Genomic DNA, 21,027 nt, shown 5'->3' with positions numbered 1-21,027 from the left:
TACATCGAGAAGTTAACATAAATTATCCATACCTGAGCCGGTTTCCTGACGGATGCCCTGGGATCAATTGGAGATGATTGCCAAGGAGAATTTGATCCGTTTTATACTAATATAAGAAATGTTTAATTGATATTATCGGTACGGTATGACAGTTATTTCCGCTAATATGTTTAGGGATAGTTTGTTCATGAAAACCAAGGCTTTGACCATTGCTTTAATGAAGCTGAATAAGGTAGGGTATTTATGGTAGAAAAACCAAGCCATTACTGATTGTGCCCAATATTTCAAGATGAAATAACGATATTTACGGGATATCAACACAGAAATGAAGACAGTTAATTTTGTTATAACGGATTTGGATGACACCATTTGGGATTGGCTTGAAATGTGGTATATGTCGTTTGGACCGTTTATAAAAAGAATTGCAGATGAGACCAAAATTGATTCTAAGGTTCTAAAAGCAGATTTTAAGAAACTGCATCAAAAATATGGAACAACAGAAATGTCTTTTGCGTACAAGGAAATCAGTTCAATTTCCCCGACATTTTACCCTCTTTTTGAAAATGAAGTTGTTGCTGGAAAAAACATTTTGCATGAATACAATTCAAATAAAAAAAAGAACCTTAAAGCTTACGATGGGGTAATTGAAACTTTGAATTTAATTAAATCTAAAGGTGTTAAAATAATAGCTTTTACGGAATCAAATGTTTTTTTTACTAAATACCGAATTAAACATTTAGGTTTGGATGGCATAATTGATACAATTTATTCACCTGCTGGGTACGATGTGCCTAAATCAGTCTATAAACATTATAATGAAGATTTTTGGGAGCCAAAGATTACAAAAATACGGACCTTGCCTAAAGAGACAAGAAAGCCTAATGCGGAAATATTAGAAACTATTGTCAAAGATTTTGGAGCGGAGAAAGACAGTTCTATCTACATTGGCGATAAATTGGACAGAGATATTTTTATGGCTCAACAGGCTGGGTTGACAAGTGTTCACGCCGCATATGGACATATAATTGACGGTGAAAAATATAGCCTTTTAGTCGATGTTACACACTGGACAGATGAAGATGTAGTGAGGGAAAGAAATTTCAAAAATCAGGAGCTGGATATTAAAGCTCCGGATTTTACAATAAGCTCCTTTCCACAGATAATGAACCTTTTTAACTTTACTAAGTTTCGAAAAAATGACTGATAAAGAAATTCAGATGCAGGTATGGGATAAATCAATTGATGTCCAAATGCACTTCAATAATATAGAGCTGCAGATTAGAAATTATGCACTGACATTGTTTACTGCTATTATAGCGGGAATCGGCTATCTGCTTAAGGAAAAAATAAATATCATCGTGATGGGGTACATTTTTCCCTCATCCGCTGCTGCTGCACTGATCGGTATAGTAATTATGTGCGCGTTTTATTTTATGGATAAATATTGGTATCATTTATTGTTACAGGGGAGCGTGAAGCATGCACTGGCCATAGAAACTATTATTACCGATCCTGCCCTAAAATTAACTTCTGCAATCGGTGCGTCCAGCAAAGTAAAATTACTGGGATGGGATATTGATTCAAGCAGAAAATATTATTTCTTCTACTATCCTTTAATACTAATATTTTTGGTTTTGTATCTAGCATTATTGAAATGGGCATAGTGAACAGAATCTCAACGATCTTGATTTCCTCAAAAAATTACATGAAAAAGTATGTCAAAGGGATTAAACTATTTTCTTTAATAGTAATAATAATAATGGGAACGGTTTACTTTATCAGAAAAGCAGATGCTTTGGATATAAATATTAAAACGTCTGTCAAGAATAGTTTGGAGGTAGACAGGGGATACATATCAATTGGGAATTCAAAATTGAGAAATATGACTCGTAAGGAAGCAAAGACATTTGAAACTTTGTTCCATTCCACTTTAACGAAAAAATATAGTAAGGCACAGATTCTTATAACCGATCACAGGTGCCGGATAAAAGACACTTTATATACTATGCCAGTTTATGTTAGCATGGAAAATGAAGTGTTGGCTATTGGAGAAAAACTAAAGGTAAAGTAATGCCAGAAAAACCTTCTTAATGTAAGAAGTGATGTTTATAACTAAGCTGCTCATCTGCTTAATAAATAATTTTTCAGTTCCCTTCTTTGGTTACGCCTTTTAATATTTACTTAATCTTCCTATTGATCATGAAGTGTAAAGGTTAATGATTTTTGGGAGCAGGTTTGCCACTCGCAAAAATTCTTTTCTTGATTTATCAGTTGGCGATTTGACTTTTCCGGCTTTCTTTGGTTTGAGACTTCCTGCCGCCCCTGTCAATACCTCAACCCTGAAGTATTCGCCGGTCGCATAGGTTGTGTAAAAAACGACAATAATGGGGATATTCGTTCCACTTGATTTTAATATGTATTCCCTAAATATGGCAAGCCTGTCATACTTCCGTCCATCAGGCATAGGGTAATATTTTGAGAGTGTTTGCGCTGATACATCAGCTGATAGATTATGCTTTTTAAATTCTAAGATAGCAAGAGGGACAGAATTATCGTCTAACAAAAGTAGATCCATATCACCGGGGTATAGGCTATCGGTATGAGAGAGCATGCATTCCAGATTGGTTGTGCCATATATCAGTCCCTTTTTTCCGATATTCACTGGGCCACCGGAGTACTGTTTTATCAGGCCTTTGAAAATTCCGATCGTTATCAGCTGTGGTGTAAAATCATCGGTACCGATCAGTTTAACCAAGCATATTTCCGATGTATCAGAAGTCCAGTCTTGTTCATCATCAATGATGACGAACGAAGCCTCTAAGCCACATGTGTTAGTGAACTTACTTAATGATTGTAAATACACCCGTCCAAACCTAGCCACAAGTTGTGCTTTTGGATCAACCAGGAAGTCTTGATAGCGTACATTAGGAGACAAAACCTGCTTAATCCAGATTACAGGGGTTAATTCGTTCGGAGTTGAAGACCAGTTTACAAAAAAATCCAGGTTCATTCCGAGAATCTTTTGGGCCGAGAGCAGGTCGTTCGAAAACCACTCTTCTGGAGACCCACTTATTTCATTGTTTTTGGGCAAGATATTTCTATTTGCGCAAAGTGCAAGTTTTGGATCATTCAGCATTGGATTCTAAGAGTAGCTTGTTTTCTGACAATAATATATGATTAATTTTGAAAATTCTCCTGTTTAAAAATTTTAGGGCAGTTACGTGGAAAGCTGATACGTCTTTCACCACTTCGGTGTCATATAGCTATCTATTCTTTCTATACCCTTCCGCAAACTCCCTCAATCTCTTCACCAGCTCCGGATTATTTACCTTAACACTCACACTCTTTTTCTTATCCAACTTTTCAATCTCATAGGGTATTCCTTCTTCTTGGTGCAACCTCTTCAACTCTTGTTCTAAAGCCTTGGCCAACCCTGTATCAACTCGCCCTTGTGGTTCTAATAAATCACGATTATCTTTTTGCAGTAGTTCACCTATTTGATTTAATTTCTCGTCACTAGGCTGATATTTATTTGAACTCCAATTGCTTACCGTTGTATAGTCTACATCAACCCACAGTGATATTAACCGAGATGAAGCACCCTTCTCCTTAGCAACCTGCTTAATCCTATTTACACTTTTACTGTTTTTTTTCTCCAAAATGTTAAATAAAAAGAATAAAAAGTTTGTGTATAACTCAAACTTTATTATATTTGTTATTAGTTATTTATAGCGACAAACAGAGTCGGGGTAACCTGGCTTTAACGATGTCACTCATGAAAGAAAACCGCTAAATTTCCACATGAGCCGATCGTGAGTTCGCCGATCTATTGAGTTTTGCTATCTTCGTGATATCTTATATTCAATAGGGCGATACTCATGTCAGTCTTTTGTGGAACACAAACCTCGGTTTGTGTGGTTCTTAGCGGTACCTCTTTCAAAAGCATTGAGTTTCGCCCTATTGGTATCTTACCAATCTGGTTTCCTTCTGCTTTTATTGAGTACGCATCGTTTTACATAAAAATCAACCGTTTATGAAAACGAAACCACCATGATTTTTCAAACCACGCAGTGGAATGAATAAATCTGGTAGCTTCATCACCACTGTAAACAAATTATGTACAGATGAAAAAATTAAGCGCCATCAAATTGTATCACTTCCAGGAGGTGATACTCAAGTATTCCCTTAAACTCTTGTTAAAGAACGTTATCTGTTCTCCATCGTAATGCGCGTGCCGGAATTCCAGGTATAAAATAGCCCAATAAAAAACAGGGGTTGGTGTGAGAGAGCGCACTGATTTCCCGTGGGTTAATTTAGCTTGGTACCAGCCCTTTATTGCTTTTAGGCAATTGTGCAGTACTATGGTTATTCGCATTCCCAAGGTAGGCAACTTTTTTCTAATAAGCAATACGGTTTGCCGTATCTGCATATTTTATGTGGAAGGGGCTGGTTTTTGCCTTTTATGAAATATGTCGCGCAACCGATTTTGATCGATGTCCATTTTACATTGCTAACCTTCTGCCATGAAAAAGTATAACCGTTACCTCCCACTTTTTTTTCTCTGCCAGTCTTTTTTGTATCGCTCATTGGCGGTATGGAGCATTCGGCCTGTTGGTCGTAGCAGGCAGGGACTGGTTATGAAAAATAAGTATGAGTCCGGGCAGGTGCCGAGGAATATAGGCTTAGTGAAGCCGGGCCCAATTGATTTGACGTGTTTCTGTTGTATTTATGGCAATGTGAGCTTGGTTATATATTCTAAGCTTGATTTTATTTCACTTTCGCTCCAAAATCCTATCAAAAATATCATTGGAGCTCCAGAATGATCTGTCTTCGCAGCTGAGATTTTTCAGATCTGCAAAAATCAGGTTGCCATATATTACTGTAAAGTAGTCAAGCTTTGTTTTTGGTTGTTAATCAACTAACACTTTTCCCTAACCATCAATTCATGACTTCATCTGATTATAATTCTGGAAGCACTTCTTTGAAAACAGCTCAGCAGGTGTTGGAATTATTTTATCGACACTATAGTGATCATAAAATAAAGCTGGTGTTGCTCGAGTCGTTCCAGGGTTATGCCTTGAACGATAAAAGGGGTTTTCTGGAACTTAATATTAGTGAACAGGAAGTTGGTGATGTTTTCGATGGCCTGATCGAACTGGTCACGGCGGTGCGGACGCTGATGGAGCAAGGGAAGATTGAAGGAATGGGGGCATAGGCGGACTTTACAGTTCAATTTCTAATTTTTTTACGTCTTAAATCAATCAAAATGAAGCTTAAATTATGCTTCCTGCTACTGTTATGCCCTTTTTTTGGGGTTTATGCCGAGGATAATAATGTTTTGTGGTGGTTTTTCAGCCTGGGAAACCTGGATAGCTGATGTGATCACTGATGTACCTGTTAACTAAACTAATCATGAAAAAAAATATTTATTGTGTTTTAATGCTGCTTTGCAGTATGTGTACTGGGCTATGGGCTCAAGGCAAGCAAGTGGATTCTATCGCACCCCTTTATGTAGGGGCTAAGCTGCCGCGTACGCTTTTTACTTTAGAGAGTAAGGTGCTTAAAGGCAGGCAACTGTCTGCTACCTCGCTTTCCGGGGATTTTAATAAGCTGATTATTATTGATTTCTGGGCAAGCTGGTGTGGCTCCTGCCTGAAAAAGTTTCCCTTGCTTGAGAAAATGCAGGAAAAGTATCCTGATGATCTTAAAGTTTTACTGGTGAATTCGTTGGGGACCGGTGATACGGCAGCGTCGCTTATTGCAAAGGCTGGGCCGGATGGGGCTTTGGCTGAGATGAGTCTGCCTTTTGTGGTGGAGGATGAACTGTTTTTGAAGGCTTTTCCGCACCGGTCTATCCCGCATTATGTCTGGATAATCGGTGGGGAGATTGAAGGGATTACTTCAAGTGATTTTTTGACAGAAGAAAACGTGGTGATGATGGTGGAACGTAACCGTAAGCATGTGCTGACGGTGAGTAAACTAAAGCGGTTTAGGGAGCCAAAGTATTAGTTATGGGCAGGATTATTTTAATTTTTGTTTTGCTCCTGGCTATTTCAGGGGTGAGGGCGCAGGATGCTTTGAAAGGAGTGGTGGTGGATGGAACAGGGAAAGGGATTGCAGGGGTAGTGGTAAAAGCGGGGGCTGGTAACCAGGTGTTGACCGGAGATGATGGTTCGTTTGCCTTGGGACTAAAGGCAGGTAGGGTTAAATTGTCGTTTTCGGCGATGAATTTTAGAAGGCTGGATACCGTGGTGGTTGTACCTTTTGCAGGTTTGTTTTCGGTAGTGCTTACCGGAAAGGACCAGGAGCTGGGAACAGTGGAAGTGAGTACAGGTTACCAGACCTTGCCCAAAGAGCGGGCGACAGGATCGTTTCTGAAGTTATCGGGTAAGCTGCTGAATGAGCAGGTGGGTACCGATATTATCTCAAGGCTGGAAGGGGTGACCAGTAGCCTGAGCATAGACCGTAAGAGTAATGGCGGTGAAGGCTACGGGATTATTATTCGCGGGATCGGTACGCTGCAGGGACCGCGCAGTCCGCTCATTGTGCTGGATAACTTTCCTTATGAGGGGGATCTGGGTAACATCAATCCCAATGATGTTGAAAGCATAACCGTTTTACGTGATGCGGCTGCTGCATCGATATGGGGCGCAAGGGCAGGGAATGGGGTGATTGTGATCAATACCAAAAAGGCCAGGTTTAATGATAAACTTAAGGTATCTTTTTCGGGCAATCTGAAAGTGACCGGAAAGCCTGACCAGTATTACCAGAGCAGGATTAGTGTCGGTGATTTTATAGATCTGGAAAATTTTCTTTTTGACAAAGGCTATTACAGCAGCTTTGAAACGGACAATTCGCACCCGCCGCTGTCTGAGGTGGTTGAACTGCGGATTGCAGCGCGCGACAAGTTGATCAGTGAGGAGGATGCGCGTTCACGGATTGACGCGCTGAGGGGGTATGATTTGCGTGAGCAGCTTAATCGTTACGTTTTTGAAAATGCTACTGCGCAGCAATACAATTTGCAGCTGGGGGCGGGCACGGAGAAAAGGAACTGGCTGCTTTCTGCAGGGTATGACCATAATGTCAGCTCGCTTGCTGTGCCCTTTAGCCGTTACAATGTAAAGGCAGAGCAGAACTTTAAGCTTGGTACCAAGTTAACCCTGACCGGAAACCTGATGCTGACCCTTTCCAATAGTAAGAGCGGCAAGACCGATCCATCGCAAATCAGCTCATCCACCGGCATCCTTCCGCCATATACGCAGTTGGCAGATGGGCAGGGGAATGCGCTTGCAGTAATCAGGGATTACAGGACGGGCTATATTAATACCGCTGGCAACGGGAAGCTTTTGGACTGGTCCTATTATCCGCTGGAAGATTATAAGTATTCCAGCTCGGTAAATAAGGTGAATGATGTTCTGGCATCTTTAAGGGCAGCCTATCAGCTGACCGGATGGTTAAAGCTGGCAGGTACCTACCAATTTGAGCAGCAGGATGGGCAGATAACAACTATTAATAGTCCGCAAAGTTATTATGTACGTAACCTGGTGAATGTGTTTTCTTCCATCGATGCCTCTGGATCGCTAAAGCGGAATATACCACTGGGCAGTATACGGGATCAGGATTATTCCTTGCTGGCAGCGCATAATGCAAGGGTGCAGGCAGATATCAATAAAGTGATGGGCAGGCATTCGCTCTCGGGGATCATCGGCGGGGAGATCAGGAGCACCGGGGTTCAGACCGGCACAGGGCGGATATATGGGCTGAATGAATCCACTTTAAGTACTTCGGTTGTAGATTACCTGAACCCCGTTAAAACCTTTGTTGCCGGAAATACCCAAAATGTGCCCAACAGGGATGCTTTGGGAAGAACGCTGAACCGTTATGTTTCCCTGTTTGCTAATCTGGCCTATACCTTTGATGATCGTTATACGCTTTCATTAAGCGGGAGGAGGGATGCATCCAATCTGTATGGCCTGAATACCAATGATAAATGGAACCCTTTGTTTTCGTCCGGGTTTGCGTGGGATATTTCAAAAGAAAAATTTTGGGGAGGAGGCCTGCTTTCCTTTTTGAAACTCAGGACAACTTTTGGGGCAAGCGGGAACACTGACCCAAGGACAACAGCTGTGACCACGATTACCTATTCGGGCTTCAATTCTGTATTTACCCAAAGCCCTTACGCGCTGTTTAGTAATTATGCCAATCCGGAACTAAAGTGGGAGCGTGTGTTTATGTTCAATGCGGGGCTCGACTTTGCTTTACGTGGAAACAGGATAAAGGGCAGCCTGGAATACTACCGCAAAAAATCTGTTGACCTTTTGGCGCTGACCCCGATAGACTTGACGGCAGGGGTGGGTGCTACGCTGGTGAAGAATTCAGGCGTGATATCGGGGGATGGGGTGGACCTGGAACTCAGCAGCCGCAATGTTACGGGCAGGTTCAGCTGGTCTTCTGACTTCTTTTTGAATTATTATAAGGATAAGGTGATTAAGAATTACAACAGCACTTTTAATGGCAGGGGAAAGCTCGGCGGGAATGTTTCCTATACCGGGCTTGTGGGATATCCGCTTTACGGGATGATTTCCTTTAAATGGGCAGGACTGGATCCTACTACAGGAGATCCGCAGGGGATATTGAACGGAGCGCTGAGTAAAGATTACAATGCGCTAATGGGCAGCTCGCTTAAATTCGAGGATATGGTATACCATGGTACCGCGCTCCCCATATTTACCGGTGGGCTGGGTAATAGTTTCGCTTATGGCGGTTTTACCCTCAGTTTCAGGATGAGCTTTAAGCTCGGGTATTATTTCAGGAAAAATGTGCTCGATTATGGCTCACTCATGATAGGCAGGGAAGGAACGGCTGATTATGCAAATCGGTGGCAAAAACCCGGTGATGAACTGCGGACCAATGTGCCAAGCCTGGTTTATCCCAACTCGGACCTCAGGGATGAGTTCTACTGGGGATCGGAGGTCAATGTGCTCAAAGGGGACCATATCCGCATGCAGTATGTGAATTTAGGCTATGACGTTAAGCTGCCCGGTAGAAAGAAAGCAGGCATTTCCAAGTTTCAGGTGTTTGTGGTGGCGGGTAACCTGGGGATCATCTGGCGGGCAAACAAGGATCACATTGATCCTGACTACAATGGTATACCGGATGCAAAAAGCATTGCATTTGGTTTTAGATCAACTTTATAATCTTTAGCGAATATGAGAAAGTTAATTTATTTAAGCATGGTGGTGCTTTTGTTTTGCACCTCATGCAAGAAGTTTTTGGGCGAGAAGTCTACCCAGAACCAGGCCATACCCGAAACGCTGGTTGACCTGCAGGCTTTGCTGGATCAGTACCAGGTGCTGAATTATGTAGACGGGAATGCGGCGGAGATCAGCACGGATGATGTATACCTGAACGATGCAGATTTAGGGGCCAGGCCTGAAAATGAGCGCAATATGTATACCTGGCAGCGCAGTAATATCTTTTTGCAGGACGGTAATGAATGGTTTTATAATTACAGGGCGATTAACCGTACCAACGTCGTGTTGGAGGCTATCGCTAAAATTGGCAAAACTGCCGGTAATGCGGCCGAATGGGACAATGTCAGCGGGCAGGCTTATTTTATCCGGGCGAAAAACCATCTCCGGGGACTATATATTTGGGGTAATGCCTATGGTGAACAGTCCCAGTCGGATTTGGGGGTGCCACTCAGGCTGGGGTCTGACTTTAATGTGCCTTCGGTACGGGCAACTGTTGCGCAAGGTTATGCGCAAGTGGTCTCCGATCTGCAAAGGGCAGTTCAGGCGCTTCCCCTTAAAGCGGTACACGTGATGCGGCCCTCCAAGCCTGCGGCCTATGGCCTGCTCGCGCGGGTTTACTTATCGATGCGCAAATACGAGCTGGCAAAGCTGTACGCTGATTCGTGTTTATCATTAAAAGCTGATTTGCTGGATTATAATAGTTTGAATGCAGCAGCAAGTTATCCCATTGGCCAATTTAATGTTGAGGTATTGCAGGACAGTTACTTTACTTCGCCGATGCTGAACAATGCAAGGGGAAAGATCAATCCTGAGCTATACGCGCTGTATGAGGCAAACGATTTGCGAAAAGTTGTCTTTTTTAGCGATAACAAAAACGGGACCTATGGCTTTAAGGGAAGCTATGAAGGAAACTCCAATTTCTTTAGTGGGGTGGCGGTAAATGAGGTCCTCCTGATCAGGAGCGAATGCCTGGCCAGGGCTGGCAGGCTTTCAGAAGCACTGGCTGATTTGAACCGTTTGCTGCGCAACCGGTATAAAAAGAATACGCTCATTGACCGGGCAGGGAGTGACCAGCAGGCGGTGCTGGCAGATATTCTGCTTGAGCGGAGAAAGGAACTGCTGCTCAGGGGGCTCAGGTGGGTAGATGTGAAAAGGCTGAATATGGAGAATGCCGGAATTTCTTTTAGCAAGAGCTACAAAGGTGTGATCTACCAGCTTAAGGCTAACAGTACGGGCTTTGCCCTTCCGATCCCCGAGCGGGTGATCGAGGTAGCGGGTCTTCCGCAGAATCCTTAAATGCAATGGTGCAGCATTAACCTGCACCATTGATTAGTGTTACTGCTCTCTGGCAGAAATCAATTCTTGAGAGTCAAGCACGGCCTGGTTGTCTTTACCTGAAAGGTAGCTAGAAAGCGAAGTTTCGATGCCAATCGTGCAAGGTACTTCCGGGTCCCCGCTACATTCGAACCCAGTAGGGCTTCCTGCAGGTTCCCATGAGCTCGTCTGGTCAACAGGGCCATTGGTGGTTTTGTAGTGGTAGTAAGTAGTTTTTTTGTTAGTGAATGCACTTTGTGAGGCGATAAGGCCGAACCCTAATACAAGGGCTGCAAGGCCTAAATTGAATTTTTTTGACATGGTATTTAGTTTTAAATAATCTCCGTTTAGGGAGGATAAATGAAGTCGATCTGGCTGGGTGGTCTTTCGATCGGTTGATTTTTCTGTATTGGATAGGACCGGTATCCGTTTACGCTGGCTACTCTTTGTCACGAACCTCCTGCTTTAGGTGAATAGTTAAGCTAGTTATCGTTAATGAGGTGAATACGAGGTTAAAAATGAGGTGCGACTTCCATCCGAGCCATTTTAATACTCCGCCGCAGCTACAGGGCTCCTTGCTGAAATAGTCTGCCAGCACCAGCGAGATGTAGGCGGTAAAGGTGAGCAGAAGTACAGTTGAAACCAGCAGGCCAACGAGTACGGACCTTTTGAAACATAGCAGGAGTGCGGTAACAAGTTCTGCTGGGATCAAAAAATACAGTAGAAAATCTGCAAGCCAGCCGGGAAAAGCCTGGTTGTGTAGCTGCTGGTCAAAAGCTGAAAAAGTGAAGAGTTTACTGAAGGCGGCATAACTAAATAGCAGCACGAGCAGCGGTGGAACGGTTGATTTAAAAATTGCTTTCATGGTAGAAGAATTATAGAAACAAATTAAAGGCGAATAGAAAAGCCAAAACAGTATGAGATGGGTATTATACCCTTTAAAGTGACGAAGAGATGAAAGAAGATAAGTCAATGATGTACCGGTTTTTACCGCAGTTATTTTTACGGGCACCGTACTATAGCTTTACCGGCTATGATCTCTCGCGGTTGCCGGAAGTGTTGCAGGAACAGGCTTTTCGCAATGCAGTTTTTTTGGCGAGCGCAGCGTTTTATGCGCTGCTTGAAAAAAAGGAATTTGATTTCGATAAATTAGCAGATAAGGAAAAACATACCCTTTATAAGTATTATAACCGGATGTGCTTCCGGCCAACCCCTTTTGGAAGCTTTTCTTCCTTTACCTTACTCCAATGGGGAAGCGGCGGTCAGGTCAGGCTTGCCGGAAGCGATGAGTCCATCCTTAATTTATTGCCTGACCAGAATTTTTTGAGAAAATTGCACAACAGGGCGGAGGCTGATGAGTCAGAAGCATTAATGGCCAACCCTGCGCTGTACCGGTTTAATGACGTTTTCCGCTACACGAAATCATCTTTGGATGATAGAGGACGGTTTAGCTTTTCCCTGGAAGGGATTGCAGCCGTAAAATTTAATATACAGCTGTTCTCATTTTTATCTTCAAAGAAGATTCAAAACAATATCCTCTCGAGGTGGATTATGGAGCACAGTGAGTGCTCAGCTGTAGAAGCGGAAGAATACATCCGGTTTCTGCTTGACGCCGGTGCGGTTTTCAATGGCACTCAGGGCAAAGTGATCAGTAATGAGGTGATAGAGAACTTCTTTGGCTTACCTGGTTGGAACGGTTTCTGGAAAAATTACACGATGATTCCTTTAGCTAATGAAGCATCCCTGTCGGCTTTGGCAGGGGAGATCTGGAAAATTGCAAAGGAAACCAAGCCTGTTGGTCAGCCATTTTATGCGGCCCTGGAACGCCCAAACAAAACTGGAGGACCAGATAGTGCTGAACAGGTGGAACTGTCCAAAGCTGTCCATGTGCTTCAGTTATTGTCAAATGCAGAGCAGCCTGCTGACCTCTCGCGTTTTATCCGTGATTTCCGATCCCGCTTTGATCAGGAAAGGGTGCCTTTGCTGCTGGCCTTAGATCCCGACGGGGGACTGCATTATGGCGAGATGGAGCCATCCATGCCCGATCACGATATCCTGGAGAATATTCCTTTCCCTGAGCCGGAAGAAGTAAACAGGACCCTTGGATGGCATGCCTCCCAGCAGTTTATCTTCAAACTCTGGATAGGGGACACCCTTCGCGATCCCTGGTCGCCCCTTCAGATCAGTGAAGATGATTTGATTAAACTGGAAAATCATAAAAAGGCAATATTGCCTTTGCCCCAGACGCTGGCGCTCATGTACCGCTCGACGGGCGAGCATCTGATCATCGAAAGTTCGGGCGGGGTAACTGCCGCTTCGCTGATTGGAAGGTTTTCATGCTTTAGTGATCCGGTTTACCAGTTTTGCCGCGAACTTGCTGCAAAGGAAGCTACCGCAAACCCGGAAGTTGTTTTTGCCGACATTGCCCAGCAGTCTGATAGCCACGTGGATAATATCAATCGTCGTAAACCCATTTATTCACACGAGATACCCCTGAATGTATTTCCTTCACAGCGGGCTGAAAAACTGGTGCTGCCAGGCGAACTCATGCTTTCTCTTAGAGGCGGTGAATTGATATTGGAGTCGCCTAAGCTAAACAAAAGAGTAATTCCCCGTCTGGCAACGGCCTATAACTTTCGAAATAACCATTCGCCGGTTTTCCGGCTGTTGTGTGACCTGCAGTTCCAGGGTGTACAGGCAGGGATTTCATTTAGCCTGGAAAATTTTTTTCCGGGCCTGACTTTTTATCCACGGGTCTGCTACGGTAGGGTGATCCTCTGCCTTGCAAAATGGAATTTTAAGGAATCTGACATAAAGCCGTTAACTGCAGGAGATAACGTTGATCCATTTAAAACCCTGGATGGTTTTCGCAGAAAGCACCACCTGCCCCGGCACATCACGATAGGGGCAACAGACCAGCAGTTGGTTTTTGATCTGGCCAATTCCACCGAGGCAAGGTTTTTTCTGCAGTGCATTGACGGTTTAAAGCGGATAACCATTCAGGAATATTTATTGCCAGACCGTTCCGTTCTGTCCGGTAAAAAGCCGCTTGCGGGGCAAATGATTGCTTTTCTCGCCCACGGGAATAATATTTATAAACCTTCCAAAAAGGAAAGTGCCACTGTTTATGGCGAAAAGCAACGCGACTTTTTAATGGGCAGCAACTGGCTTTACCTTAAAATTTTCTGCATTCCACGCGCTTCGGATGAAATTCTTAGTAAGGTGATTTTCCCGTTCATCAAAGGACAGAAGAAGCGGATCAAAAACTGGTTTTTCATCCGCTACAGCGATAAAGGCTATCACCTGCGCCTGCGCATACAGGCGGAGGAAGATCATCTTGGTGCGATACTCGTGGCCTTGCGTAAAAAAATTGAATCATCCGGACATGATAAACTTATACGGGATTTCCAGGGAGATACCTACCGGAGAGAACTCGAACGGTATGGTCCTAGTCTCATTTCACATGTTGAGGAACTTTTTTGCGCAGGAAGTCATCTTACTGTCCTTGTGTTAACTTTAAAGGGGAACAATTCCTTCCAACTTAGCGAGTTTGAACTGGCTATACTTACTGCCTATCGCATGATCAGCTGCTTTTTTCCATCTCTGGTAGATGCTCTGGATTACCTTGGTAAGGTGACGGATCAGTTTATGGCGGAGTTCCGGGCAGATAAAACGCTTAAGGTCGCAATGGATGAGAAATACCGGGGGAAGAAATTAGTGATAGCGGAATTGCTGGAAAGTAAAGCATTATCGAAGCACCTTTCGCCACTGCTAAAGCAGATGTCTGTTTTAGAAGGGCTTACAAGCAGCTATTCAAAGGATAAAAGAATGGAGCTTTTGGCCGACCTGGTGCATATGCAACTGAACCGGACGTTCTCAGTAAGACAAAGGCAACAGGAGCTGCTCGTTTACTATTGCCTGCAAAAATATGCCAGCTCACGTTTGGCCCGCGAAAAGACTTCAGTCTAGTGATCACTTTTGTCTCTTTTGCTAATGAGTAAGGCTGGCTGGATTTTTTCCCGGAAGGCGGTACGGTAAGTCCCCCCAATCGGAATACTCATCTCACCGCTTAGTCTGACCTGGGCATATTCTAACGAATGAATAGCTGCATGGTTGACGATATAAGACTGATGGATCCTGGAAAAACCTTCAACAGGCAACTTGGAAAGGACTTCCGCTAAAGTGAGGTAAGTGGTTACTTTTTCATCATTCATATGGATGATGATGTAGTTGCCTATGTTTTCAATATAAAGGATCTCTGCGATGGTGATCCGGTTAAATTTTCCCTTAATGTTGCTTTTGACGAAAAAAAATGGGCGAGCAGTGATTTGATTGGTCTGACTGGTGAGATTTGAGCGCACCCTGGTAACTGCCTTTAAGAACCTGGCGTAATTGATGGGCTTTAGCAGGTAATCTACTGCATCTTTTTCAAATGCTTCCGGTGCGTACTCCCGGTAGGAGGTTGTGAAAATAATGTTGCTCGCTGAACCTATAAGGTCTGCCACATCAAGGCCGTTAAGTTGCGGCATATCGACATCTAAAAGAACAATATCGGGAGTCGGAATAGTGCATAATTCTTCCAGCGCTAAAAGCGGATTTGTGGAACTGCCAACAAGCTCGAGGCCTGGGGTTTGATTGACGTACTTATCGAGTACTTCGATTGAATGATATTCATCATCAATGATATAGCAATTCAAGCTCATAATTTAAGGGTTAAAGTGAGTTCATAAAATTCACCAGGCTCGTTGATTTCCAGCTTATAGTCATTTTTATAAAATGAATCCATGCGGAGCCGGATATTTTGTAGACCGAGTGCTTTCCGCTGACGGGGATGTCCGTTCTTTGATTTTTTTAAGTTCAGGCTGTAGAAAGTTAATTTTCCTGTCTCATCCGCATACAGTTTAAGCGAAGCCGGCGAGTTGGGATCAGTTAAATGTCCATGTTTAATTATATTTTCAGTTAGGGTGAGCAAGATCAAAGGAATAATTTGATATTGGCCCAGATCGTTTCCGATTTCTACACTGATGTACAAGGGTTCTCTAAAACGGTACCGGTTAATGGCCACGAGGTTTTCAATCTGCTCAACTTCCCTGGTTAGTTCTATTTTTCCATCAGGACCTGCTTCTTCAAGACTGAAACGCATGATTTCTGAAAGTAGCCAAATGCAATTAGCGGCGTCATCGGAATATTTCTGAGCACTGTTGTAAACGAAATTGAGTGCATTGAAAAGCATGTGCGGGTTGATTTGTTGTTGGAGGTATGCATTATGTGTTTTCGCTAGCCGCGTTTCTAATTCTGCATTTGTTTTTTCGATCACTAGCTTTTGGTTTTCGGATTGTTGAAATTTTTTGTGGAAATACGAAATATGATTTGCTGACCAATAAAAAGTTCCTAATATGGTGAAATTTAGACCTCTTATGATATTCCGGGGAGCGAATGCTTCAACATATATGAGAGATTTTTTATTAAAATTTGGTAATTCTCCTAGTAAACAATCTGCTGCATACTTTAACAGAAGATAGAGGACAGCTAATGAGAAATATCCAATAATCAATTTAAAAAAATTGAGCTTCCACCCAATGACTGTATGGTTCAACAAAGTCACATAGAGGTAGAAGAAACAAATGTTAATAGGATAATAAACCAAATAGATGTAAGGCCTTTCTATGGTTCCGATGGTGAAATATACTATTGAAAGCTCGTACGCTATGAAGGTGGCCCAACAAATAACATGAATCGCAAGTATGTTAAAGGAGAATTTTTTGATTGGAAACTTAAATAAATTCATGGCTAAAATAGCTGTTTATACCTCGAAACATTGGAGATCTGTAATAAATGTGCATTCATATCAAATTCATATTAATTTAAACATAAAAAATAGAAATCATGAGAAAATCCAAAAAACTTCCGCAAAAAAGAACACAGACTTACAGTCATTACAACAGGACATTTCAACGCAACGGCGACACATCACTAACGGATACCACATCCGCTACTGGTACGATAACCAGCACTCATATCTTCAAAAAATAAAACGAGTCTGTGTAACGCACCAGAAAATCTCCGCTATGCTTAAGAATGAACTGCAGGATATAGAAGAAATATTAATTGAGCGAATATATTCCGACAGCAATAAAACTGCCCAAACTGATCTTAAAACTCGGTTTGGGCAAATCTATCAAGCATGGGAAGAAGTATTATTTTCCAATATGCCGGAGTGCAGCCTGGTGCGTTATTTTCATTATCATCTCGATATCATCTCAACCATCTCCACTACATTATCTAATTTCCCCGATTCTGAAAAATATTTACTTCCCCAAAATGAACTTTTAGCACTTATAGATCATCTGCGGAAATACTATTCCAGTTATTTCAATGAAGATGCGATTGCGCCTAGAACTTACCATCAACGATTAGTTCCTCAACTTACGGGAGATATTTGTGCGATCCAGAAAACGTTGCAGTCAAGCAGCCTAAATGCTGCTCTGATAGCCTGCCTGTTAAAATGGTTCAATATAATGTCCGAGGATATTGGAAAAGTAAAATTTACCTTTCGTTCATTGTGTTATTTCGGATGTATTATTTGTCAATTAGGTTCACTTGATTATGATTCGGATAACGTAGAAAAATTACTTGTTTCTCTGCTTATTCGCTCAAATTTCAATAACCTTTCTTTTTTTGTTTATTACCAGGATACGATTTGGAACGCTCTTGGCGACTTTAGGGGTACGCAGGAAAGACTTAATTATTTGGTTGAGCAAAAAGCAGAAATTATGTCATCTCCTGAAGTGAAAAATATAGCTTTTGACCCCTCGTGGCCTTCCATAAAATCCATGATAGGAAATTGGTTAACGGAAGAAATTCTGATAACAGAAAAATCTTTGTGCAAAGGGAGTGAAGTTCCTGTTCCTAAGATACCAGTGGAAATGTCAGTTGCTCACCTGTCTTGCCTGATTCGTTTACTGTACGAAGAAAGTGTTTTCGCCACTCAAAACCTTCAGTTTATTTTTAAATGTTTCGCTGGTCACTATCAAAGCAAAAGACAGGCTGTTATTTCGCCTGGAAGCCTTAGCAAAGAATTTTATAGTATTGATCAGCATACCGCCGCACGCGTGCGGGATCTGTTACAGCGTATGGTTCAGCGGATCAACCGTAATTTTTTTCCTATGACCGTTGCAATAAATGCAACAGTCCTCTCTTATCTAAGTATGCGCTGAGTTCCCCCAGCCAGTTATAGTTAAATCCTTCTTTATTTATCAGTTGTTCAGGCACAAGAGATGTGATATCGTTTATTGTGCTGAAATGCATCGAACTACAAGTTTTACAGAATTCTGTACTAAAACCAAGTCTGTCAATAGGGGTCTGTAATAATTCCTCCTTTTCCATATTTTTTTAATATCTGCAGCTTTATAAAGATAATAAATTTGTTTCTAATAAGATGTATCTATTGTGCTGTTTCTTTTTAAGAGTACCTCTCGCGCATCATTTTGGTTTACTTTACGTTATGAGTAGAGCCAAAAACGAAGAGGAGAGCGAGCATATAAAGGAAGTTCTGAAATTGGTCGGAGCACGGATTCGTTCCCTTAGGGAAGCGAAAGGGGAACGGAACTATGAAAAATTTGCCTTTAAACATGACCTTAACCGTACGCAGCTCTGGCGCTATGAAAATGGGGAAGATCTGTATTTCTCATCTTTGCTGAAAGTGCTTTCAGCATTGGATATTACCCTTGCTGAGTTCTTTAGCGACGGATTTGATCATCCGCTAAGTGATAACATTTAGTAAATATGAGCAGGCAGCAATAAAACCTCAAGGCATTTATCTTGCTGATCCTATCAGTTTAGATTTCACTTATCCATTGGGTGAAGCGGCCATCTGAATTGCTCAGGAATGACTAGTCAGTCTCCCCAACTTAACTGTTTTTACCGATAAGTTAGATTGTGATGAATAAAATCAAACTTTATTTTCTATTTCTTATTTCAAATTATTTTGGCTTAGCTTCATGGGCTCAAAGTTTCTGTAAACATATGGAACTATCACATTTTTTTATTGACGGGAAAAGTGCTATTAAAGCGTAAAGAGTCTTTAGAAAAAATGTTTCAGGAAATGTGAACGATTCCATGTAATGGCATTGCCTAGATCTAAAGTTTCTCCATTAAAATCGTAGCGGTTCCTTGGTTTGAAATAATCAATGCCATGTTTTACCGGTTTATTTAAAGTTAATAAGCATGGTATTTGTGTTTAATAATAATAATTAAATTTGTATTATAATGTCACGCAAAATAAACATAGCTGAGGGCAAGGATATTCAAAAATCCAAGTCAAATCCTTTGATTAAAATGATTGAGGACAAGAAGCGTATTGTTAATGCGATTCGCGAGGGGAAAGACTTGTCTAAATTAAAAGGCATCAATTTTGTCAGCCCTATATAACTTCACCAAATCTGATTCTGGTTCTGGTTCTTATCTTTTTACAACAGACAATGGACTGGTCTATACAGTATTTTTTGTTGAAGTTTCCAGTCAACCTTGATTTTTGCCATGGCCTTACTGCTGTCTTTGTCAACTTGTGCCATAAAGTTTTTGGCCTCATCTAGGGATATCGAGATATTGCTTACTTCGTTAGTTACAATTTTATTGTTGAACGGTTCTTTTTGGCATGCACAGATCACCAGAATAAACAGCATTGTAGTTTTGAGCTTTGCGTTCACAACCTTAATTTTTATAGTTAAAGATAGGTGCTGAATTTTCGCCGTTTTGTGTCTGGTGACACATTTGCAATTTTTTACGCCTGATTCTGCTTAGCGTTTCGCGGGAAATTCCAAGATAGGAGGCGATGTTGTTTTGGCTCGTCTGCTGCTCTATGTCGGGGTAGTGTTCAAGCAATTTTTCATAGCGCAATGTCGGGGTTTGGCTACGCAGGAAAATCGCCCTTTCCTCACTCATGATATAGTACTTCTGCGTGACGATCCTGCCCAGCAGATTCCCTTGTGGAAAATCTGCATAGTATGCGTTCAGTTGCTGCCAGCTGATGGACTGGAGTTTACAGTCCTGAAGTACTTCTATGTATTCATGAGCTGGTTTTTGGGTGAAAAAGCTGTAAACCGAGATCATCAGATCTCCCTTTCCCATAAACCACGTGGTGCACTCTTTTCCATTTTCGTCAATAAAAAAGGCACGTAAAAATCCACTGCGGATAAAGTACAGCCTCCGGGCAATCTCCCCCGGTCTGAGCAACAGGTGTTTGCGTTTAAAATTCTCGGTGATCACCTCCTGGTTTACCCTGTCTTGGAAGGGGGCAGGAAGGGGTACAATGAAACTCAAGGTTTCCAGTAAATCGGCTTCTTGAATAGGGCGTTTCTGCATAGCATGTCGATTGTGTCACAAATCAACTTTTCAGTGCATTTACCTGGCTAATATTGTTCTGTCGGAAGGGTATTTTTTTAACGGAATTTTTGAGGTTTTATTTCATAAAGGCAGGGGAATCCTGTATTTCTCCGGCATCTGATTAACTGCTGCTCAAAGTATTAACCTAAAAAGTTGTTTTATGCATCTACAGAAACTATCAGAACAAATGTTTGCCCATTTAGCAGAACAGATCAGGGAAACAGACTCCATTTCCAATCCGCCGGAAAAATTGAAGACCGGACTTACACATGTTCAGACAGCCCTTGCCAGAAGCCATGCCGGTCATCCTGGTGTTTTGAGCAGATCAGACTCATTTGGCAATAGAATTTTCATGAACTGTAGATTGTGGCACAGATCAATGATTCTTTTCTTTTAGCTTATTAATGTTTTCCTGTCAGACATGGATGTTTTTTTTAAACGTGTACATCTTGTTTTGTTATGTTTCACCAGACGTTTTTTCTTACTTCATTTACGGCATTTACTCTCTTTACATTACTTAACAGAGGCGCCCAAAATTCGTAAAGGACTCCTTCAATTTCAAAAATGAACTTATGGATAAGATCGATAATCTCATTAATACACTGGAAAAAATCTACCATCTGATGTCATTGGTCTACAAGGCAAATTACCCAGCTGGGATACAGCTTCCTCAGGATGAGCTAATGACCCGTCAACAGGTTAAGGATTATCTCGGCATCAGTGAGAGCACATATAGGCGCAAAGTAAAAGATGGAACGATAAAACCTTTAAAAATGCCAGGTGGTGAAAGATGTTATAAAAGCCAGCTTTTAGGGCAGCTTCAAGAGAGTCGAAGAAGAGGCCGGATCTGAGGGGTTAAATATGGATTTGGCAGGGGTTTTTACTTTGTATCCTTAATCATTTGAAACTTCCAGTCCATCGAAATCTTTAATTCTAGATAATCTTACTACCGATAAAAAATATCGTTTTTTAAACGGGTTATCAATTGGCTTTTTTCTTAAGTTGAGACCTTTAGGTTAAACTATATTTGATGAATTTTCAGTTATCAGGTTTATATTCATTCCGTTTTCTGCGA

At 41.9% G+C, this 21,027-nt stretch carries 20 protein-coding genes; 12 read left to right on the top strand and 8 right to left on the bottom strand.

Annotated features, from left to right (window positions below; genetic code table 11):
- The first annotated feature begins 325 nt into the window (after nt 1-325).
- The 3 genes from EYS08_RS12050 to EYS08_RS12040 are packed head-to-tail and all read left to right on the top strand — an operon-like array spanning nt 326 to nt 2,071.
- Nucleotides 326-1,204 (top strand): HAD family hydrolase, encoded by an 879-nt coding sequence (locus tag EYS08_RS12050; RefSeq protein WP_131030268.1) that lies wholly within the window; start codon nt 326-328, stop codon nt 1,202-1,204.
- Nucleotides 1,197-1,664: a hypothetical protein gene (locus tag EYS08_RS12045; protein WP_131030267.1), complete on the top strand. Its 468-nt coding sequence runs from the start codon at nt 1,197-1,199 to the stop codon at nt 1,662-1,664. The genes EYS08_RS12050 and EYS08_RS12045 overlap by 8 nt, the downstream gene beginning before the upstream one ends.
- A 41-nt stretch (nt 1,665-1,705) precedes the next feature.
- Nucleotides 1,706-2,071, top strand: a complete 366-nt coding sequence (locus EYS08_RS12040) for a hypothetical protein (RefSeq protein WP_131030266.1) — start codon at nt 1,706-1,708, stop codon at nt 2,069-2,071.
- A 126-nt stretch (nt 2,072-2,197) separates the two neighbouring features.
- Here EYS08_RS12040 and EYS08_RS12035 read toward each other — a convergent pair whose 3' ends face one another.
- Together EYS08_RS12035 and EYS08_RS12030 are read right to left on the bottom strand one after the other, a co-directional pair.
- Nucleotides 2,198-3,136: a hypothetical protein gene (locus EYS08_RS12035; protein ID WP_131030265.1), complete on the bottom strand. Its 939-nt coding sequence runs from the start codon at nt 3,134-3,136 to the stop codon at nt 2,198-2,200.
- A gap of 127 nt (nt 3,137-3,263) precedes the next feature.
- Complete coding sequence (locus tag EYS08_RS12030; protein ID WP_131030264.1) at nt 3,264-3,659, bottom strand: hypothetical protein; 396 nt, start codon at nt 3,657-3,659, stop codon at nt 3,264-3,266.
- Between the two features lie 1,286 nt (nt 3,660-4,945).
- Here EYS08_RS12030 and EYS08_RS12025 point away from each other — a divergent pair.
- The 4 genes from EYS08_RS12025 (at nt 4,946) to EYS08_RS12010 (ending at nt 10,550) form a co-directional block, all read left to right on the top strand.
- Nucleotides 4,946-5,215, top strand: a complete 270-nt coding sequence (locus EYS08_RS12025) for a hypothetical protein (protein WP_131030263.1) — start codon at nt 4,946-4,948, stop codon at nt 5,213-5,215.
- Nucleotides 5,216-5,412: 197 nt separating this feature from the next.
- Entirely contained in the window at nt 5,413-6,009 is a 597-nt protein-coding gene (locus EYS08_RS12020) for a TlpA family protein disulfide reductase (protein ID WP_165456440.1), read from the top strand.
- A 2-nt stretch (nt 6,010-6,011) separates the two neighbouring features.
- Nucleotides 6,012-9,197: a SusC/RagA family TonB-linked outer membrane protein gene (locus EYS08_RS12015; protein WP_131030261.1), complete on the top strand. Its 3,186-nt coding sequence runs from the start codon at nt 6,012-6,014 to the stop codon at nt 9,195-9,197.
- Between the two features lie 48 nt (nt 9,198-9,245).
- Nucleotides 9,246-10,550 carry a RagB/SusD family nutrient uptake outer membrane protein gene (locus EYS08_RS12010; RefSeq protein ID WP_165456439.1) on the top strand — a complete coding sequence of 435 codons (1,305 nt, stop codon included), beginning with the start codon at nt 9,246-9,248 and terminating at the stop codon, nt 10,548-10,550.
- A 39-nt stretch (nt 10,551-10,589) separates the two neighbouring features.
- On the opposite strand, the gene EYS08_RS12005 is transcribed toward EYS08_RS12010, so the two are convergent.
- Complete coding sequence (locus EYS08_RS12005) at nt 10,590-11,021, bottom strand: hypothetical protein (RefSeq protein ID WP_131030259.1); 432 nt, start codon at nt 11,019-11,021, stop codon at nt 10,590-10,592.
- The gene (locus EYS08_RS12000; protein WP_131030258.1) at nt 11,008-11,433 is read right to left on the bottom strand and encodes a MauE/DoxX family redox-associated membrane protein; all 426 of its coding nucleotides are present in this window, start codon (nt 11,431-11,433) and stop codon (nt 11,008-11,010) included. The genes EYS08_RS12005 and EYS08_RS12000 overlap by 14 nt, the downstream gene beginning before the upstream one ends.
- An 89-nt stretch (nt 11,434-11,522) precedes the next feature.
- On the opposite strand from EYS08_RS12000, the gene EYS08_RS11995 reads away from it, so the two are divergent.
- Nucleotides 11,523-14,537, top strand: a complete 3,015-nt coding sequence (locus EYS08_RS11995) for a lantibiotic dehydratase (protein ID WP_131030257.1) — start codon at nt 11,523-11,525, stop codon at nt 14,535-14,537.
- Here the strand turns inward: EYS08_RS11995 and EYS08_RS11990 are convergent.
- Complete coding sequence (locus EYS08_RS11990; RefSeq protein ID WP_131030256.1) at nt 14,534-15,271, bottom strand: LytR/AlgR family response regulator transcription factor; 738 nt, start codon at nt 15,269-15,271, stop codon at nt 14,534-14,536. The two genes, EYS08_RS11995 and EYS08_RS11990, sit on opposite strands and share 4 nt — an antisense overlap.
- Entirely contained in the window at nt 15,268-15,885 is a 618-nt protein-coding gene (locus EYS08_RS25725; RefSeq protein WP_165456438.1) for a sensor histidine kinase, read from the bottom strand. The genes EYS08_RS11990 and EYS08_RS25725 overlap by 4 nt, the downstream gene beginning before the upstream one ends.
- Nucleotides 15,886-16,354: 469 nt before the next feature.
- Between EYS08_RS25725 and EYS08_RS11980 the strand changes: the two genes are divergently transcribed.
- The 3 genes from EYS08_RS11980 to EYS08_RS25720 all read left to right on the top strand — a co-directional run bounded on the left by EYS08_RS11980 (nt 16,355) and on the right by EYS08_RS25720 (nt 18,998).
- Nucleotides 16,355-17,785: a hypothetical protein gene (locus tag EYS08_RS11980; RefSeq protein ID WP_131030254.1), complete on the top strand. Its 1,431-nt coding sequence runs from the start codon at nt 16,355-16,357 to the stop codon at nt 17,783-17,785.
- Nucleotides 17,786-18,072: 287 nt separating this feature from the next.
- Nucleotides 18,073-18,348, top strand: coding sequence for a helix-turn-helix domain-containing protein (locus tag EYS08_RS11975; protein ID WP_131030253.1), 276 nt, complete (start codon nt 18,073-18,075; stop codon nt 18,346-18,348).
- A gap of 488 nt (nt 18,349-18,836) precedes the next feature.
- Entirely contained in the window at nt 18,837-18,998 is a 162-nt protein-coding gene (locus tag EYS08_RS25720) for a hypothetical protein (protein ID WP_165456437.1), read from the top strand.
- A 38-nt stretch (nt 18,999-19,036) separates the two neighbouring features.
- Here the strand turns inward: EYS08_RS25720 and EYS08_RS11970 are convergent, their stop codons facing one another.
- Both EYS08_RS11970 and EYS08_RS11965 read right to left on the bottom strand, forming a co-directional pair.
- Entirely contained in the window at nt 19,037-19,276 is a 240-nt protein-coding gene (locus EYS08_RS11970; RefSeq protein WP_131030252.1) for a hypothetical protein, read from the bottom strand.
- A gap of 4 nt (nt 19,277-19,280) precedes the next feature.
- Nucleotides 19,281-19,931, bottom strand: coding sequence for a Crp/Fnr family transcriptional regulator (locus tag EYS08_RS11965; protein WP_244215937.1), 651 nt, complete (start codon nt 19,929-19,931; stop codon nt 19,281-19,283).
- A 593-nt stretch (nt 19,932-20,524) separates the two neighbouring features.
- Here EYS08_RS11965 and EYS08_RS11960 point away from each other — a divergent pair.
- Nucleotides 20,525-20,803, top strand: coding sequence for a helix-turn-helix transcriptional regulator (locus EYS08_RS11960; protein WP_131030251.1), 279 nt, complete (start codon nt 20,525-20,527; stop codon nt 20,801-20,803).
- The last annotated feature ends 224 nt before the right edge of the window (nt 20,804-21,027 follow it).

The organism is Pedobacter kyonggii (assembly GCF_004310665.1).
In the GTDB taxonomy this organism is placed as follows: domain Bacteria; phylum Bacteroidota; class Bacteroidia; order Sphingobacteriales; family Sphingobacteriaceae; genus Pedobacter; species Pedobacter kyonggii.
Note: the sequence above shows the minus strand (reverse complement) of the source record. Positions and strands in the feature narration are given on the sequence as shown.